The sequence below is a fragment of the Janthinobacterium sp. SUN118 genome (genome assembly GCF_030397695.1).
GTDB lineage: Bacteria > Pseudomonadota > Gammaproteobacteria > Burkholderiales > Burkholderiaceae_D > Janthinobacterium.
The window spans coordinates 3123263-3140664 of the sequence record NZ_JAPUBV010000001.1; the positions used below are offsets into that span (position 1 = coordinate 3123263).

Here is a 17402-nt window from a genome sequence, read left to right on the forward strand (position 1 = left end):
GCAGGGACAGCCGCGCCAGGAAGGAGGAAGCGGGCGCCATCGTCAGGCGGCCGCATGGCGGGCCTGCGCGGCGTCGATCAGCCTGGCCACCTGCTGCGCCAGGAACTTGGCCGCCAGCGGCGAGGTACTCTTGTGCAGGTCGACCACCGAGGCGGCCGGCGGAAAGTAGATCTTGTCCGACAGCGCCACCAGCCGGCCCGTGTCGAAGCCGTCGTCCACTTCATGCAGGGCGATGACGGCATGGTCGGCGCCATCGTCGAGCAGGGCCTGGAACGGGTTCGGTCCCGCGTAGGCCGACGGCCAGCCATCGTCCACGCACGGGTGCAGGTTGTAGAAGCCGTGGCGCGGGAAGCGGTGCAGGCGCGCGTCGAACTGCTGGCCGAAGGTGGCCGCGATGCACAGCTCGGGGCGCCACTCGCGTTCGTACAGGCGGTAAAACTCCTCGCTCTTCACGCGGCCCCGGTAGGCCGGCAAGCCGTGTGCGGCCGCCAGGCGCGCCACCATCGCCTCCTCGTCCGCGCTGTGCGGATACGACCAGACGCGCCGCTCGCGGCTGACAAAGCCCACGCGCGGGTCATCGGTGGCCACGCCGACCACCTCAATGCGCGGCGCCAGCGGGCCTTTCAGCAATTCGCTGAGCACGTGAAAACCCCGGTAAAAGCTGCCGAACACGGCCACCCGCACGGGCGCCCCGCCCGCATGCCCCCGGTCGGTGGCGCTCACCGCTCGCCCCTGTCGGCCTGCATGCTGAGCCTGTCGGCGGCGCCGCCCGTGGCGGGCAAGGCCGCTTCCTGCCAGGCCGGCGCCTGGACCGGAAACACGGCCGGCCAGGCCAGCGGCGTGCGCTTGCCCGGCGCGCTGACGGCCAGGCGCACGAAGACGCGGGCGCGGCTGTCGGCGGCGGGCACTCTGCCCGTGGCGTCGGTATTGGCCAACGGAAACTCGAAACGCAGCAGCGGCGCCCGCCCGTCGCTGCCCGGCGCCTCTTCCTCGCGATACGCGCCGATGAACGAGAACAGGGCCCACGGGTCGTCGAAACGGTAGCTGACCGTGCGCTCGGCCACGGCCATGTGCGGCTGGCCCGCGTCGGCCTTCGGCGTGCCCGTGCCGTCGCGCGCCAGGCGCATGGACAGCAGCACGGCCATGCCCGGCTCCCAGCGCAGCGCGCGCGGGGCCTCGTTCTGCCGCACGCTGGCGCCGCCGATGCTCAGGGTCCATTCGATGATCTTGTTGCCTTCCGCCTCAGCACCGGGATTGGCGCGGAACTGCGCCGTCACGTCGAGGCCGCCCGCCTGGCCCTCCTCGGCTGGATACAGGGGCGCCAGCACGTCGCGCACGCGGCGCAGCTGCAGGTTGGCCTTGCGCACGGCGGCGCTGACGGCGGGCCGGCCCGGCTCGCGCTCGGCCTGCGCGCTGGCGGCGCTGGCCCGTTCATACAGCTTCATCACGGCGCCCACTTCCTCGCGGTCGGCCGGCACGGCGTCGCTGGCGCGGCCGCGCGTCCCCGCCGCGCCGGACAGCGCGACGAACGGCAGGCGCCGCCCCAGGTCGCGGTTGTAGACCTCGGCGAAACGCTCCCACTCGCCCTGGTAATGGCTGGCCGACAGTTCGCGGCAGCGCGCCAGCAAGCCGCTTTGCAGGCCATGCAGGCGCTCGGCAAACACGTCGGCGCCGCGCCGCTGCGCCATGCGCGCGCCCAGCTTGTCGGCGCAGTTGGCCAGGTCGATGTCGGCGCTGCCGTTGAGGATGAACTGCTCCACCGCCAGCAGCGAACTGGTGGGACTTTTCAGGCGGTAGCGGCGCAAATCGGCCAGGATGGCTTGCCAGCGCGCCACCAGCGGCTGGCTGGCGGCCGCGCCGGACAGCTGCGTCAGCACGCCCTCGACCTGCTTGCCGAGGATCTCGATGAATTCCTGCTGCTGCGCCAGGTAAGCGTTCAGGCCGGCCCCGTCGCCAGCCGCGAAAGCCTCGACCAGCGCGCCCTTCTCGCCCTTCCAGCCCTGGAACGCGCGGTCGCGCGGCACGAACACCTCGCCCGCCGTGAACACCTCGTCCAGCCGACGCAGGCGCGACATGGCGTCGCGCGCCAGCGCCGTATCGACTTCGGCCACGGCCTGGCGCGCCCCCATCTCCTCCAGGCGGGCGCGCACGCGCAGCACGCTCGCATAGTCGGCGTCGCTGGCGGCGCTGGGCAATTCCGCCGCCGCAATCGTCAGCGCCTGCGCCAGCGCGCCATGCACGCTGCCGGCCAGGGCCTGGTCGACGAGGGCGCTGGCCGGCTGCTGCAAGCGGCTGGGCAAACGCGTGTACGGCCCCGCCTGGAACGCCTTGCGCGCCTCGGCCAGGCTGGCGGCCCGCTCCAGCTGCGCCTTGTCCCAGCGGATGGTGGCGCCGGCTGGCACGTCAGGCAGGCGCACGGGCGTCTCGGCCCGCATGTACGGCGGCGCCATCAGCGCCGACACGGCTTCATGCAAGGCCTTGCGTTCGGGCGTGAAGGCCCAGCTGGCGGTGGCGCCGGCCCAGGCCAGGCCGGGGCCGCCCGCGTCAACGGGGTTGGGCGCGGCCAGGGTGGCGTCCCAGGCCATGACGAAGCGGCCGAAGCCCTGCGTCGCCAGCTGCCGGCTGTCCTGCGCGCCCACCTTGCCCAGCAGCGAATTGGCACCGATGCGTTCGAGCATGGCGTCGTGCGCGGCGCCCAGGTTCAGGTTACTTTGATGCATCCAGCCGCCCTTGCCCACCATCAGCTGGCTTTGCTGCGCATCGAGCGCCGCGCGCAGGGTTTGCCACTGGCGCAGCTGGGTGTCGAGGTCGCTGCTGCGCTGTACGCCGTCGAACAGCCCGCCCGTGCTGGCGGCCACGGCCTGCTCGGCGCGCAGCAAGCCATTCTCGTCGAACAGGCGGCGGTACATGGCGCCGCTGGCCAGGTGCAGCGAACAGCGGGCCGCCTCCTGCATCGGCTCGATGGCCAGCGACGGCACGTTTTGCGCCACTTCGCGAAACAGCGCGGCCGTGCGGGCCGGCGTGCCGTTCAATTCCGTGCCCAGCAGCACGCGCACGACGAGCGCCAGGTCGTCGCCCGAGGCCGGCACGGAACTGGGGCCCTTCAGGCGCAGCATGGCGCTGACGACGCGGTCCAGCTCATCCATGCGCGCCAGGTATTGCAGCATCGCCAGGTAGTGCGGCAAGTCTTCCAGGTTCAGCGCGCTGGGCGCCGGCACGCCCGCCTGCTCATGCCAGCGCGCCGGCAAGGTGCACTGGGCGCCCGCGATCAGGCTGCCCGTGGCCGGGTCGCGCGGCACGCCCGTCAGCTGGCTCAGCTGCGCGAAGGCGGCACGCCTCAGCGCTTCGAAGGCGTTGTCGGCGAAGCCCTGCTCCAGGCGCTGCTGCACGCGGTCGTGCAAGTCGTCGAAGATGGGCCAGGAACCGGGCATGAAAAGGGAGCTGAAATGCGCCTCGCCCAGCTGTTCGATGTTGAGCAAGGCGTCGACGGCGCGCTGCTGGCTGCGCTGGGCATTGGGCGCGCCGCCGGCGGCCGCCGTCCAGCCGGCCGCCGCGCGGCCACTTTGCAGGCTGGCGCGGTCGTCGCCGTTCAGCGCATCGAGATAGACGATCATTTCGCCGGCCAGCCGGTGCAGCTGGAAGCTCGAAACAATCAGGCCCAGCGCCCACAGGGCCGGCAACAGCAGCGCCGACCAGTAGGCCAGGCGGCCGACGGCCGGCCGGCGCATGCGCTGCGACGACGCCTGCACCAGGCCCACTTCGGCAAAGATCTTGCGTTCGAAGATGTCGCGCAAAAAGACGGGCATGCCGTCCTGCGGCGCCGCGACGGCCGCGTCCTGCGCCCCCGCGCCGGCCAGCGCCAGCTGCGTGTGCTCCGCCCCGTCTGTCAATGCGGGCGCCGCGGCCGCGCCGGCTGTGGCGGCCAGCAGCGCGGCTTCGTCGCTGCAGTCGCCCGTCAGGTAGATGCCGCGCAGCAGGAAGGGCTCGTGATAGGCGCTGGGCCGCATCAGCTCCTCGCAAAACACCTTCAGGCCCGCGCGCAGCCGCTCCACCTCGCTGGGCAGGAGGAAATACGCGCGGCTGTCGGCGTCGGCCTGCTCCAGCGCGCACAGTTCGGCGCAGCTGTCGGCCACGGCGCCGACGATCTGGTCCATCGCCGCGTCGACCCACTGCACGCGAAACGGCGCCACCAGTTCATATGGCGATGCCCAGCCCAGGATGGAGCGGCGCATCGGCTCGGGCAAGGCCACGCCGAACGTGGAAAAGCCCGGCAGCACCTCGCACTCGGTCACCACCAGGTGGATGGGAAAGCGCAGCGCCAGACGGTTCTGCGCCAGCCACAGGCGCCGGTGGATGGCCTTGGCGCGCGCCACCAGTTCCAGCTGGCCCTGCGGATCGCTGGCCAGCAGGGCCGCGCACGGCATGGCCAGCACGATGCCGTCGAAGGGCCGCTGCGGCCGGTAGGCGCGGCACAGCCCCAGGAAATCGTCCCAGATGCCGTTGCTGGCGGCGCTGTCGGGATCGGGCGAGCCCAGGTACTCGGACTGCAGCTGCACCACCACGCCCTTGTCGAAGAAATTCCAGGCGATGCCCTGGGCGGCCGCCGTCAGGCTGCTGTCGGCGCTCAGCGCGCTGGACAGGCCGGACTGCGCCAGCGGCACGGCGCGGCCCGTGCTTTCATTGAGCAGCAAGGTCCACGACAGGTTGTAGCGCTCGGCGCGCTCGGCCAGATTGGCTTCGATCAGCTCGATCGCATGGCGGAAGGACAGGCGCAGCGATTCGGAACCCAGCAGGCGCAGCTTGCTGCCCGCATTCGCCGTGGCGGCCTGGCCGCCGCTGCGCAGCGCCGCGCTGATGACGACGGCCAGCAGCACCAGCACCAGCAGGGTCACCAGCAGTAGCACGGCGATGGCCAGGTTATCGGAGAGGAAGTTCAGCATGGCGCCACCTCGCCCTGCGCGACAGCTTGCAGCGCCAGCGGCGGCGCGGGCCGCAAGTGCACGATGGCCGGCGAGACAGGCGCGCTGAGGGCCTTGCGCACGGGCCACGATTGCCATAGCCACAACACTTCCGATATCCCCAGCAGTATCAGCAGCACCAGCACCAGGATGGCGCCGCGCCGGCTCAGCCGGGACAGGCGCCGCCCGCCGCTGTACGACAGCGTGCTCGCATACGGCTGCTCGGTGAGGACGGCGTCGCGCGCGCGCATGTCGGGCGCGCGCTGGTAGACGAACTGGAACAGCTCGCGCCGGTAGTCGGCGATCTGCGCCAGGCCCGCGCCGTCGCGGTAGCGGCCCTGGAAGCCCAGCGACAGCAGGTACAGGTACAGGCGCGCCACGGCCCGGCGCGCCGGTTCGCGCTCGCGCAGCAGCTGGTCGATATCGGCGAACACCTGCTGGCCGGCGTGGCCGGAATTGAACAGCGTCGCTTCGAGCAGCACGTGGCGCCAGTGCGTGCGTCCGGCCCAGTCCGTGTGCAGCAGCACTTCGTCGGCCAGGGCCGCCTTCAGGAAGCGTCCCTGCAATTCCGCCTCGGCGCCCGCCTTGCCGCCCTGCCGCCCCGCCTCCAAGGTTTGCAGCTCGATCAGCTGGCTCAGCTTGCGGCTCAGCGCTTCCGCGCCGGCGCGGCCATCCGCCTCGCCCAGGGCCGCGCCCTCGGCAACGGACTGGTTGAGCAGCGCCACGAAGGCGCGGAACTGGACGCTGGCAAGGTCGTTGCCATCGCCGCCGAGAGGGCGCGCGGCGCCTGCCGCCGCGCCGCTGGCGCCGTGCGCGCCATGGACAGTATCCTGGAGTGTCATGCTTCAGCCTTTGATGAACAAAACGACTTCCTGCGGGCGCTGTGCCTGCAGGTGTTCGTTGATGTTGCTAATGAGCAAATCCTGGCCGGCGACGATGAACTGGTCGGTGACCTCGATGGCGAACAGGCTGCAGCCCTGGCTGCCGCGCAAGCCCAGTTCCGGCGCGCCGTCGATGGGGCCGCGCGTCGCGCCCAGCACGCGGCGGTCGCCCAGCGACGCCGACACCGTGCGCGAGCCGATCACGGCGCCCGCCATCCACGCCGCCAGTTCGCGCTCGCGCTGGCCGCGCAAGCCCACCACCAGGCGCGTGCCCTGCCCGCCCAGCCATTCCGGCCGCAGCGGCAGGGAAAACACCTGGCCGTTCAAGTTGAAGGTGCAGGTCTTCCATTCCTGGCTCACTTCGCCGACCAGGTCCAGCAGGTTGCCCAGCACGCTGTCGAAAGCCGCATAGCTGTCGCCATGCACGTAGGCGGGCGGCGCCAGCGGCACGGCGCCGGGGCGCAGCGCCGACAAGGGACCGAGCTGGGCGCACAGGGCCAGGTACAGCGGCAGCGGCTGCACCGGCCCCGCATCGAGCGCCGCTTCCAGCAGCGGCAGGTGCAGGGTCAGGCTGGACAGGCGCGCCCGCTGTTCCAGCATGGCCAGCCGGTCTTCCAGCCGCGACGAGCCCGTGGCCGTCTGGCGCGCGAGGAAGACGGCCTTGTTGCGCATCAGCGCGGCCAGCGCCTGCGCGCGCTGCAAAATGGCCGAGGCGGCGGGCACCTCGAGCTGGGCCGGCCAGAAGGCGCAGCGGCGCACGCTTTCGTTTTCCTTGCGCAAGATCATCAGCTGCAGATGCACCCAGGCCGGCCCCGGCACCTTGCCGGCCATCAGGCACAGGTTGGCGGCCATGCGCGGCACCTCGTCGGCCAGCGCTTCGGACACTTCGTCCTCGACGAGCGGGCTGTCGACGCGGCGGAACATGGCTGGCTGCCCCGGCAGGCGCAGCGAACGCGCAGTGCCGACGGCCAGGTAGACGGGCAAGTCGTGCTGCTCCATGCCGGCGGCGTACGGCGCCAGGTCCAGTTCCAGCACGTAGTCCTGCGCCTGGCCGGCGTCGTACGCCACCGCCATGCCGTTGGGCAAGATGGCTTGCAGCGCCGTGATGCGCAGCTTGCCGCTGCTCAGCCTAGCCTCGTCGATGGCCAGCACGCGCACGCCCCAGGCGGCCGGCTGGGCGGCCAGCGCCTGCCAGCCCACCAGGGCGTCCACGCGGGCGCTCTCCTGCTGGAAATGCTGCGGAGTGAGCAGCATGCCTTCATGCCACTGGATACGGTCATACAACATTGCTTCGGCCATGGCAGATGCTTCCTCGGTTAGCGGGCGGCGCCCGTCTTGATGTCGCTGGCGGCGAACCCCTGCGCGTTCAGCTGCAGCACATAGGCGCTGCTGCCGAGCAGCAAGCGCTCGCGGTGTTCGCCGGGATTGGCATAATTGGCAAAGACCAGCGCGGCCCAGACGCGCTGCTCGCCGAAGCGTTTGGCGTCCAGCTGCAGCGCCTGGCCCGGCGTGATTTCCACGGCCAGCACCGTCAGGGCTTCGGGAAAGGTGCGCTGCAAGTCGCCCTTGGCGGCAAAATAGCGGCTGGCCGGCATGGCGGCCAGGGTGTCGAGCACGGCCTTGTCCCTGACCAGCACCACGTCGACGGCCAGCGCGCTGTTGCCGTTGGCATCGTTGGCAGCCACCAGGGTCACCGTCTGCCAGTCGGGCTTGACGGGCCGCGGGTCGCCGCGCATCAGGGCCAGCGCGCCGCAGCCGGCCAGCATGCTGGCCGCCAGCAGGGCCAGCGCCAGCTGCGTCATCGCGCGGTGTGCGCCGGCCTGCGTCGATTCGGGCTTGAAAGACATGGAATATCCTGTACGTAATGAGTAAGAAAACCTTAGTAAGTCAGCATCAGCATCTTGCGCAGGCCGGCGCCCAGGCCCGCGCCAAACACCGACAGCAGGGCCGCCGCCAGCAAGCCCGCGCCGAGCCAGGCCTGGCGCCGTCCCAGCACCAGCAGCAGCGGCGCGGCAGCAGCGGCGCTGGCCGCCACCGCCTGCTGCGGCAGCGCCGCCTCGCTGCCCAGCGCGATCAGGGCGGCGGCGGCCAGGTAAGACACCAGGTTGCGCGCGCCCTCGCACAGCACTTCGAGCATCAGCAGCACGGGCAGCATGGCGTCCAGCGGCAAGCCCAGCGACGCCTGCAGCACGCCGGCCCACAGCACCGCCTTCACGCCGGGCACGCCGATAGCCCACAGGGCCGTCCAGGCAGCCAGAAAACCGATCAGGAGAATGTCCGCCATGCCCGGCGGCTGGCCGTACACATTCGCCACGAAAACGGCCAGCACGGCGAAAAACAACGCCTCGCCCGTCTTGATGAAGACGGGGCAGATCGAGGCCATCAGCTCCACCACGCCGCGGCTGAAACCGAGGCGCACGCTGAGCGCCTCGATGAATTCGGGCAGCGCCGCCGCGCCGACTGGCGCGAACAGGCAGACGGTGACGGGCTCGCGCAGCGCCGTCAGCACCTGCCACGGGTGCGTCTTCAGGCGCCAGGCCAGCAGCCCCACCACCAGCGCGCAGCACAGCAGCACGCTGCCGTACCAGGTGAGCAGGAAGCCCGTCAGCAGGCCGATCGACTCGCCGCCCGCGCTGCTGGTGGCGGCCGCGGCGAGGATGAAGGCCGTCAGCGGCAAGCCGATATTCACGGAGCGGATGGCCAGCTCCATGCCGCGGTACACGGCTTCGAGGATGCTGCTCAGCTGATTGCTGGCCTCCGGGCGCTGCACGGCCACGGCGGCGCCGAACAGCAGCACGCCGATCAGCACCGACGGCGCCGAGCCGAACGCCATCACGGCATACAGGTTGCGCGGCACCAGCGGCGGCGCCGCCACCGCGCCCGCCGCCGCCTCCCCGGCATGCAGGCTGACCACGGGCGGCGCCTCGGCGCGCATGGCCAGGCGGCCCAGCGACGCTTCCTGGCCCGCATCGAGGCCGGCGCCGGCCGCGCCCAGGCTGGCCAGCACGGCGCCGCCCAGGGCGCACAGCAGCATGAGCAGCAATCCCAGCAGCGCCAGCACGCCGAGGCGGCGCCACTGCTCGCCGGCCGCCGCCATCCGTTGCAAGCCGAAATACACGGCCAGCACGAGGAAGGGCAAGGCCGCCACCTGGATCAGCGACAGATAGATGGTCGACAGGGCGGCAAACAGGGGCGCGCCCTGCGGCCACAGCATGCCGACCCAGGCGCCCAGCAGCACCGCGCCAAGCAAGGTGGCGGGCTGGTGCAGGATGTCGCGCAGCAGCTTCATGACTGCAGGGTCACGGGACGCGCGCAGATCAGCGACACGGCCGCGCAGTTGGCGATGACGGTAAGCGCCGTGCGGGCCATGGCGCAGACGGGATCGACCGCCACGAACAGCACGAAGGCCGCCTCGAACGGCAGCGACAGGCTGGCGCACACCACGCCCATCAGCGACACCGTCACGACGCCGGCCATGCCGGACGAGGCAAAGCCCGTCAGCGCCGACAGCCCGGCCAGCAGGGCCAGGTCGGACGCCGACAGCGTGCGGCCGTACAGGGCGGCGATGAACATGCTGCCGCAGACGAAATACGCGACCGGTCCGGCGCGCAGCAGGGCCACGCTGAGCGGCACAAGCAGTTCCACGCGCGAGCGGGCAAAGCCCAGGCGCCCCACCAGCGCATTGACCATGGCCGGCATGCAGGCGGCGCTGTTGTTGGTCGCCACGCCCAGCGCGAACGGTTCGCGCATGGCCTTCATCACCGCGCGCGCACCGACCCCGGCGCGGTGGCGCACGACGGCCATGGCCACGCCGACCAGCAGTACGCTGACGGCCAGGAAGCCGCCGACGAAACCGGCCATGGCCGCCATCGGCGCCAGGCCCGTGCGCGCCACCTGGCCGGCCGCCATGCACACGAGGATCAACGGCAGCGGCAGGTTGATCCAGCCGGTCAGGGTCTGGCACGCCTTGTAGACGGTTTCCAGCGCATCCTGCAAGCCCGTCGAGATGCGGCTCGGCACCTGGCCCACGGCAAAACCGAACAGCAGCGCGAAGACCAGCGCCTTGAGCGTTTCGCCATTCGCCAGCGCGGCGAAGATATTCGACGGGATCAGGGTGCGCAGGATCTCCTGCGCGCTGGCCGAGGCCGGCGCCGGCTCCGGCGTCAGCAGGGCCATGGCCGTGTTGCTGCCATCGGCATCGCCGCCGACGATATGCCCGAGCGCGGCGCGCGTGCCCTCGGACATGCCGCCGCCCGGATGCAGCAGCCAGGTGGCGACGGTGGCCAGCACGGCCGCGGCCAGCGCCAGCAGCACGAACACCACCACCACGCGCTGCACGATCTTGCCGGCCCCGCCCTCGCGGTACAGGTTTTGCAGGCTCAGCACCACCGCCGACATCATGAACGGCAGCACCACCATCGTCAGCAGGTCGACGTAGACGACGCCGACCAGGCCCAGCGGACGCGCCACGCCGGGCGCCGCCCAACCGATGCTCGCGCCCAGCAGCACGCAGGCCAGCACCATGAAGGGATTGATGGCCAGCGCGCGGAAGCGGCGCAAGACGGCGCCCGGCTGCGGCGCGGGCACGGCGGCCACGCTGTCGATGTCGGCATTCACGGGGGTATGCATGGTCTACCTCGCCAGTTTCAGAGCGCTGGCCACGCTGGGCTTGTCGGCGCGCGTGCCGATCACCTCGTTGACCAGGGACAATAATGTCGTGTCGCGCACGCCCACCATCACGCTCAGCACGGATTGCGCATCGCTGAAGGTCACCGTGCGCAGGGTCAGGGCCAGGCGCGGATCGCGCTCGAGCACGGCGCGCACCTCGAGCTCGTCGCGGTAGGCGCCGGCCACCTCGCCGCGGCTGACGGCATCCACCAGCGCCGGCCAGGTGGGATACGGCTTCACGGTCGCCTGCGGGAAATGCCGGCGCGCGTACTCCTCCCACGAAGTGTGGGCGATGACGCCGATCTGGCCCTTGAAGTCGCGCATCACCTGCTTCAGCGGGCGCTCGCCGGCCATTTCCGCGAAGCGCACGCGGTTGATCAGCATGGCGTGGCCCAGCAGCATGTACGGCGTCGAGAACAGCACCATCTGGCTGCGCCGGAGCGTGCGCCCCAGGCGGCCGATGGCGATATCGGCCTGGCCGACGCCGACCAGCTCGACCACGCCGTCGATGCTGGCGCCGCTGCGGTCGAAGCGCACGGGCACGCCCAGCTCCTTGCCGATGCTGCGCGCCAGATCGACGTCAATGCCGCTCAGCACGCCATTTTTCTCCGTGTAGAACGGCGGGCTGTCGGCCTTGAACATGGCCACCACCAGTTCGCCGCGCGCGACGATGCGGGCGATGTCGGGCGCCATCAGGCGGCCATCGGCGCCGCGCACGAGGGGCGAGCCGGCCGGCAGCGGCGGCAGGCCGTCCGTGGCCAGCGCGGGCGCGCAGGCGCAGGCCAGCGCCAGCGCCAGGGCGCGGCAGCAGCGTGGCAGGCGCGTCATGGCGCCTCCCCCGCCGGCGCGGCGGCCGCCACCGGCGGCGCGACCGCCACGGCCGATGGCGTTGCAGCGGCGGCGGCGCCATGGCCGCGCGCGACGCCATGGCCGCGCGACACGCCTGGCGCTTCCCCGGCGGCCAGCCTCTGGCCCAGCTGGAAACCCAGCGCGAACAGCAGCACCAGCAGGGCCACCACCGCAAAAAACCCGACGGCCACCAGGCGCGGGGTAAGGCTTAATCGGTATTCCATCGGCTCACTCGGCAAAGTCAAGGTTCATCGGATGTAACGGACGTTCAGGGCACGGCCACGGTCATCTGGCCCGGCATGCAGATTTCAATCACGCCGCCGAACATGCACATCAGCTTGGAAGCGTTGTTCAGGGTCGGCATATTGCCCAGCAAGACCGTGGGCGAACCGGGCACCCACGGCGCAGTGGTCATGGGAATGCACGGCATGGGCACCAGCACGCCCAGCGCCGCCGCCGTGGCCGCCGCCACCTGCGGGTTGGCCATCGACATGCACATGCCGAAGGGCAGGATGTTGACCATGGGCTTGTTGTCCATGATGTTGGCGTCCGGCATAATCGTCATCACCTTGTTCAACGGCAGCACCATCAGCGTGCCGGGCGCCATGCCGAACGAGCATTTCAGCATCGCCCCGGCGCAGACTTGTTGTCCCATCAGTCCCCCCTTAGCAGTTTTTTCAGGCGCTCGAACAGGGCCGGCGCCGCCTCGGCATTGCCCTGGCGCCGGCCCTGCGCATCGAAGCGGGCCGGCGCCGCCAGCGGCACGCCTTCGCGGTAAATCACTTCTTCCATCAGCGCGCCGCCGGGCCAGTAGCGGCGCAGCGGCCCATGCAGCAGGTTGGCGCGGTAGGTGCAGCGCTGCAGCACCTGGCCTTCGGCGTCGTAATCGGCGCTCTCGCCTTCGAGCAGGCCGGCGCGGTACCAGGCGCTGCGCACCTGGCGTCCCTCGTGGTAGAACAGGGCCTGGCCGTCGAGCTGGCCGTCGGCCAGCTGCAGCCGCGCCGTCATCTGGCCCGCCTCGTCGAACGACAGCGACGGTCCGCTGGCGACGCCGCCCGACATGGTCTGCGCGGCGATCCGGCGGCCGTGGAGGAAGGTTTCGATGAGGCCGTGCGCCAGGCCGTGCTGGAAGGCGCTGCGCTGCACCACCACGCCATCGTCGCCATACAGGGCCACCGTGCCGTGCAGCTTGCCATCCTGGAAATGCGCCGTCATCGCTGGCTGGCCGCCCGGCCCGTACTGTTCCAGCGGGCCGTGCAGCACGCCGCCGGCCATGGTGCTGCGCAACAGCAGGATGCCGGCGTCATCGTGCTCCTCCACCACGCGGCTTTCGCGCACGGCGGCGGGGGGAGCGGCGGCGGTTGAAAAGTCGCTCGTCATCTAGTTCACCTTCGCCATGGCGCCCTTGAGCGTGAGCATGGCGCCTGCTTCCACCGTCTGCGTGGCGTCGGCCTTGCTGTTGATGACGGGCGCCTTGTGGTCGATCTGCACGCCCGCCTTGGTACTGAGCTTGGTGCCCGCCTCGCAAGCCAGCTCGGTGCCGGCCTTGTTGCTCAGCGCCGTGCCGGCCTTGGCCGCCAGCGTGGTGCCCGCTTCCAGCGCGACGGCGCCGTCCGAGACGATCTTGATGGCGCCCTTCACCGTAATGCTCAGGCTGCCGTCGATGGTCAGCGCATAGTCGCCCTTCACCGTGTGCTTGAACGCGGCCTCGTTGGCGTGCGTCTCGGCGCCCGTCACGGTCACGCCGCGCGTGCCGGCCACCGTGTGCGTTTCCTTGCCCTTCTTGACGTCGACCGTGCGGTCGCCCTCGTCCAGGGTATGGATTTCGGCGCCCTTTTTGACGGTCGTCGTCAGCGCATTCTCGATTTCCGTCAGCATGTCCTTCTGCGCGTGCAGGTACAGCTGCTCGGCGTCCTTCTTGTCTTCGAAGCGCAATTCGTTGCCGGCGCTGCCCTGCTTCGACGACAGCGTGCGCAGGATGGACTGCGTCTGGTTGGCGGGCAAGGTGGCCGGCGTGACGTTCGTGCCGTTGTAGACGCTGCCCGTTACCAGCGGCCGGTCCGGGTCGCCGTTCATGTAGCTGATCACCACTTCGTGCCCCACGCGCGGCAGGAAGAAGGCGCCCACACCCTTGCCCGCCGTCGCCTGCGCCACGCGTATCCACGGCGCGCGCTTGTCGTCGGCGGCGTCGCGGTCCCAGGGAAAGCGCACCTTGACGCGGCCATGCTTGTCGGTCCAGATTTCCTCGCCGGCCGGCCCCACGACCTTTGCCGTTTCGCAGCCGGCCGCGCGCGGACGCGTCGTCACCACGGGCGCGCGGAACGGCACGGCGGCGGGAAAGGCTTCGAAACAGTTGCTGTAGCCCTCGCTGTTCGCCGTATGCTGCACGCGGCGCAGCACGAAGCTGGCGTTCAGCGCCGCCACGAAATGGCCGGACAGCGCAAAGCGCGTGCCGGCCGCGAACGGATAGCAATAGCTGTCGCCGCGCAGCACCTCGGCCGTGGCCTGGTCCGCCTCCACGCGCAGCTGGGCCAGCGCCTTGGCGGCGGCCACCGTCGGATGGCCGCTGGCAAACTCATAGCTCTTGCCCTTGCCGCCCGTGGCCGCGAAGCTGCCTTCGAGCGAGGTGTCCGGGGTGACGAAGTCGTAGTCGTTGACGGTCATCTGCTGCAGCGCGATGCGGTGCTCGCTGGCGAAGCGCGTCACCGTGTCGGCGGGCCGCTGCATGCCCGTGTCGGGCCAGAAGCGGGCCGTGGCCGCGCCCGCGCAATCGGCGCAATGGGCCGGCGCGTCGGCCAGCACCATGGTGTGGCCGCTGCTGCTGAAGGTGAAGAAATAGAAGATGCCGGCCTGCTCCATCAGGCGCGAAATGAAGTCGAACGCCGTCTCGTCGTACTGCACGCAATACTCGCGCGCGGCATACGTGCCCGCCAGCTTGGAATCGAAGGCGATGCCAAAGCTCGTCAGCACGGCCTTGATGACGGCGTCCACGCCCTGGTTGGGGAAGATCTTGCGGTCGCGCGACAGGGTCAGCAGCCACAGGGCCGGCGCCAGTTCCGCCTCGTAGGCGGCGAAATCGCGGTCCTGGCCGCTCTGGATGAAGCGCGTGACGATGCCGCTGACGTAGCGCGACGGGCCGTCGGGCAGCGCGATGGTCACCGTCATGTCCTTGCCCACGACGGCTGCGGCGCTGAGGCTGGTGCTGGGCGAGCGCATGTGCAGGTGGAAGCGGAACAGCTCGGACAGTCCCTCGCTGCCCGTCATGCTGTCGAGCAGCAAATCGTCGGCGCCCAGCGGCGAACTGACGCGCAGCAAGCCCGCCTGCTTGAAGTTGGCCTTCATGCGGCCCCCCGCACGGGGCTGTCCCGGAAACCGTAGACGAACTGCTGGCCGGCGCCCATGGCCATGTGCACGGCCGAGAACGCGGAAGCCGTGGCGATGCGCTCGAGCACCAGGCCCGACAATTGCGGCAAGACCGTCTGCGTGAGGATGTAATCGATATTGCGCGCGCCGCTGTCGACTTCCGTGCAGCGCGCCGTGATGGCGGCCGTCACGGCGTCGTCCCAGCTGAAGCGCGCGTGGTGGTTGGCGGCGAAGCGCTCGGCCAGGCGCGCCAGCTTCATTTCGACGATGACGCTGATTTCCGCGTCGCCCAGCGGGTAGTACGGCACCAGCACCACGCGCCCCAGGAAGGCGGGGCTGAACTGGCGCAGCAGGGCCGGGCGCAATTGCGCCACCAGGGCTTCGGGGTCGGGCAGGCGCTTGCCGCGCGCATCCTGGCAGGCGCGCGTGATCACATCCTGCGCCGCGTTCGACGTCAGCAAAATCAAGGTGTGCTTGAAGTCGATGCTGACGCCCTCGCCGTCTTCCATCGTGCCCTTGTCGAAGACCTGGAAGAACAGCTCGAGCACGTCGGGATGGGCTTTTTCCATTTCATCGAGCAGCACCACGCTGTACGGACGGCGGCGCACGGCTTCCGTCAGCACGCCGCCCTTGCCGTAGCCGACATAGCCGGGCGGCGCGCCCTTCAGGCTCGAAATCGTGTGCGCTTCCTGGAATTCCGACATATTAATCGTGATCATGTTGCGCTCGCCGCCATACAGCATGTCGGCCAGCGCGCACGCCGTTTCCGTCTTGCCCACGCCGCTGGGGCCCACCAGCATGAACACGCCGACGGGCTTGCCCGGATCGTCCAGCTCGGCGCGAAAGGTGCGCACGCGGCGCGCGATGGCGTCCAGCGCCTGGTCCTGCCCCACCACGCGCTCGCACAGGCGCTCGTGCAATTGCAGCACCGTGTGCACCTCGTCGGCCAGCATCTTGCCGACGGGTATGCCGGTCCAGCCCGAGATGACGCCCGCCACCATGGACGAATCGACGCAGACGGGCACCATGGCTTCGTCGTCCTGGATCGCTTCGAGTCCCTTTTGCAGGCGCTGCAGCTGGGCCGCCTGCGCCGCATGTTCGTCGGCTTCGGCACCGGTATCGCCGCCGGCGTCGGCCCCGCCCACGCGCGCGGCGATCGTGCGCCGCAGGGCCAGGATTTCCTCCACGGCGCGGCGTTCTTCCGCCAGCTTGGCCACCAGGGCCGCATGGCGCTCGTTCATGCGCGCCAGGCTGGCCGCCTGCCGTTCGCCTTCGGCCGCGTCGCCCTCGCCACGCCCCAGCTGCTGGCGCACGATGCGCAAGCCTTCCGTGGCCTGCACCATGTCGTATTCGAGCGCCTCGAGCTGCGGCGGCGTGCCGGCCAGCGCGATGGCCACGCGCGCGCACGCCGTATCGAGCACGCTGATGGCCTTGTCCGGCAGCTGGCGTCCCGTGATGTAGCGCTGCGACAGGCGCACGGCGTCGCGCACGGCTTCGTCGAGGATTTCCACCTGGTGGTGGCGCTCGAGGGTGGCCACCATGCCGCGCAACATGCCGATGGCCGCTTCCGGCGTCGGCTCTTCCACCTTCACCACCTGGAAGCGGCGCGCCAGGGCCGGGTCGCGCTCGACGTGCTTCTTGTACTCGGCCCAGGTGGTGGCGGCGATGGTGCGCAGTTCGCCACGCGCCAGCGCCGGTTTCAGCAGGTTGGCGGCGTCGCCCTGCCCTTCGCTGCCGCCCGCGCCGATCAGCTGGTGCGCCTCGTCGATGAAAAGGATGACGGGCGTGGCGGCCGCGCGCACTTCGGCGATCACGGATTTCAGCCGCTGCTCGTACTCGCCGCGCACGCCGGCGCCCGCCTGCAGCAGCGCCAGGTCCAGCGAGCAGACGCGCACGTCGGCCAGCACGGCCGGCACGCTGCCTTCGGCCACGCGCAAGGCAAAGCCTTCCACCACGGCCGTCTTGCCGACGCCCGCCTCGCCGGTGAGGATGGGATTGTTCTGGCGGCGGCGCAGCAGAATGTCGATGATCTGGCGGATTTCCGCATTCCGGCCGCGCACGGGGTCGATGCGCCCGGCGCGCGCCTGCGCCGTCATGTCCACCGTGTACAGGTCCAGCGCCGGCGTGCCGTTCGCCCCGCCGCCGGCGCTGCCGGGCATGGCGGGCGCCAGCGGCGCGCCCGGCGCGGCGCCGGCGGGACCGGCGTCCTCGCTGGAGCCGGCCAGCAGCGACGCCAGCTGCGCCTTCAGCGATTCGCGCGGTATCGTCAGCAACGCCGGCGCCGTCTCGATCAGCATGCCGCGCAGGCTGTCCAGTTCCAGCAGGGACAGCAGGACGGTGCCGGAGCGGATCTGCTGGCTGCCCAGCAGCATGGAACTGGTGAGCCAGGCCTCGCGCAGCAGCGGCACGAAATGCGGCGACATGGCCGGCGTGCGGCTGTTGCCGCGCTTGAAGCCGTCGATGCACGCCTGCACCTGCGTGCGCACGGCGTCCGCATCGACGCCGAAGTGCGCCAGCAGCAAGACCCAGTCGGGAGCGCCCGCGTCGAGCAGCGCCAGCAACAGGTGTTCGACTTCCACATTGAAGTGCGTCTGCTTGACGCACAGTTCCGCCGCGCCGCCCATGGCCCGCTTGCACTCGGGATTGAGGTGGGACAGCAAGGTGCGGATATCGATTTCCATGG

General features: G+C 70.6%; 13 protein-coding genes. All 13 read right to left on the bottom strand.

The features are described 5' to 3' along the window. Positions 1-42: 42 nt before the first annotated feature. From O0880_RS14020 to tssH, 13 genes are read right to left on the bottom strand one after another with little or no spacing between them, the layout of a single operon-like run. Positions 43-723: a formyltransferase family protein gene (locus tag O0880_RS14020; protein WP_289887012.1), complete on the bottom strand. Its 681-nt coding sequence runs from the start codon at positions 721-723 to the stop codon at positions 43-45. Beyond that, positions 720-4940 (bottom strand): type VI secretion system protein, encoded by a 4221-nt coding sequence (locus O0880_RS14025; protein ID WP_289887013.1) that lies wholly within the window; start codon positions 4938-4940, stop codon positions 720-722. Before O0880_RS14025 ends, O0880_RS14020 begins: the two co-directional genes overlap by 4 nt. Then, complete coding sequence (locus O0880_RS14030) at positions 4934-5800, bottom strand: DotU family type IV/VI secretion system protein (RefSeq protein ID WP_083411838.1); 867 nt, start codon at positions 5798-5800, stop codon at positions 4934-4936. Before O0880_RS14030 ends, O0880_RS14025 begins: the two co-directional genes overlap by 7 nt. Before the next feature lie 3 nt (positions 5801-5803). After that, positions 5804-7138: a type VI secretion system baseplate subunit TssK gene (tssK, locus tag O0880_RS14035; RefSeq protein ID WP_083411839.1), complete on the bottom strand. Its 1335-nt coding sequence runs from the start codon at positions 7136-7138 to the stop codon at positions 5804-5806. Positions 7139-7155: 17 nt separating this feature from the next. After that, positions 7156-7686 (bottom strand): hypothetical protein, encoded by a 531-nt coding sequence (locus O0880_RS14040; RefSeq protein WP_232251287.1) that lies wholly within the window; start codon positions 7684-7686, stop codon positions 7156-7158. A 32-nt stretch (positions 7687-7718) separates the two neighbouring features. After that, a complete protein-coding gene (locus O0880_RS14045; RefSeq protein WP_289887020.1) occupies positions 7719-9128 on the bottom strand; it encodes a cation:dicarboxylase symporter family transporter in 1410 nt (469 codons plus the stop codon). Beyond that, positions 9125-10468: a cation:dicarboxylase symporter family transporter gene (locus O0880_RS14050; RefSeq protein ID WP_289887021.1), complete on the bottom strand. Its 1344-nt coding sequence runs from the start codon at positions 10466-10468 to the stop codon at positions 9125-9127. The genes O0880_RS14045 and O0880_RS14050 overlap by 4 nt, the downstream gene beginning before the upstream one ends. A 3-nt stretch (positions 10469-10471) precedes the next feature. Next, positions 10472-11335 carry an ABC transporter substrate-binding protein gene (locus O0880_RS14055; RefSeq protein ID WP_289887022.1) on the bottom strand — a complete coding sequence of 288 codons (864 nt, stop codon included), beginning with the start codon at positions 11333-11335 and terminating at the stop codon, positions 10472-10474. Continuing rightward, on the bottom strand, positions 11332-11580 hold the full coding sequence (locus O0880_RS14060; RefSeq protein ID WP_289887023.1) for a hypothetical protein: 249 nt from the start codon (positions 11578-11580) through the stop codon (positions 11332-11334). Before O0880_RS14060 ends, O0880_RS14055 begins: the two co-directional genes overlap by 4 nt. A gap of 44 nt (positions 11581-11624) precedes the next feature. Beyond that, the gene (locus O0880_RS14065) at positions 11625-12011 is read right to left on the bottom strand and encodes a DUF4280 domain-containing protein (protein ID WP_071323903.1); all 387 of its coding nucleotides are present in this window, start codon (positions 12009-12011) and stop codon (positions 11625-11627) included. Next, a complete protein-coding gene (locus tag O0880_RS14070; protein ID WP_071323904.1) occupies positions 12011-12736 on the bottom strand; it encodes a hypothetical protein in 726 nt (241 codons plus the stop codon). The genes O0880_RS14065 and O0880_RS14070 overlap by 1 nt, the downstream gene beginning before the upstream one ends. Beyond that, the gene (tssI, locus tag O0880_RS14075) at positions 12737-14698 is read right to left on the bottom strand and encodes a type VI secretion system tip protein TssI/VgrG (protein ID WP_071323905.1); all 1962 of its coding nucleotides are present in this window, start codon (positions 14696-14698) and stop codon (positions 12737-12739) included. It lies immediately after the preceding gene. Further along, positions 14695-17400, bottom strand: a complete 2706-nt coding sequence (gene tssH / locus O0880_RS14080) for a type VI secretion system ATPase TssH (protein WP_289887024.1) — start codon at positions 17398-17400, stop codon at positions 14695-14697. The genes tssI and tssH overlap by 4 nt, the downstream gene beginning before the upstream one ends. Positions 17401-17402: the final 2 nt, after the last annotated feature.

What these genes read in the sequence shown, in the direction of transcription:
- O0880_RS14025 (WP_289887013.1), bottom strand. Translation starts at nt 4,940, where the DNA reads ATGCTGAACTTCCTCTCCGATAACCTGGCCATCGCCGTGCTACTGCTG.
- O0880_RS14030 (WP_083411838.1), bottom strand. Translation starts at nt 5,800, where the DNA reads ATGACACTCCAGGATACTGTCCATGGCGCGCACGGCGCCAGCGGCGCG.
- tssK (WP_083411839.1), bottom strand. Translation starts at nt 7,138, where the DNA reads ATGGCCGAAGCAATGTTGTATGACCGTATCCAGTGGCATGAAGGCATG.
- O0880_RS14040 (WP_232251287.1), bottom strand. Translation starts at nt 7,686, where the DNA reads ATGTCTTTCAAGCCCGAATCGACGCAGGCCGGCGCACACCGCGCGATG.
- O0880_RS14045 (WP_289887020.1), bottom strand. Translation starts at nt 9,128, where the DNA reads ATGAAGCTGCTGCGCGACATCCTGCACCAGCCCGCCACCTTGCTTGGC.
- O0880_RS14050 (WP_289887021.1), bottom strand. Translation starts at nt 10,468, where the DNA reads ATGCATACCCCCGTGAATGCCGACATCGACAGCGTGGCCGCCGTGCCC.
- O0880_RS14055 (WP_289887022.1), bottom strand. Translation starts at nt 11,335, where the DNA reads ATGACGCGCCTGCCACGCTGCTGCCGCGCCCTGGCGCTGGCGCTGGCC.
- O0880_RS14060 (WP_289887023.1), bottom strand. Translation starts at nt 11,580, where the DNA reads ATGGAATACCGATTAAGCCTTACCCCGCGCCTGGTGGCCGTCGGGTTT.
- O0880_RS14065 (WP_071323903.1), bottom strand. Translation starts at nt 12,011, where the DNA reads ATGGGACAACAAGTCTGCGCCGGGGCGATGCTGAAATGCTCGTTCGGC.
- O0880_RS14070 (WP_071323904.1), bottom strand. Translation starts at nt 12,736, where the DNA reads ATGACGAGCGACTTTTCAACCGCCGCCGCTCCCCCCGCCGCCGTGCGC.
- tssI (WP_071323905.1), bottom strand. Translation starts at nt 14,698, where the DNA reads ATGAAGGCCAACTTCAAGCAGGCGGGCTTGCTGCGCGTCAGTTCGCCG.
- tssH (WP_289887024.1), bottom strand. Translation starts at nt 17,400, where the DNA reads ATGGAAATCGATATCCGCACCTTGCTGTCCCACCTCAATCCCGAGTGC.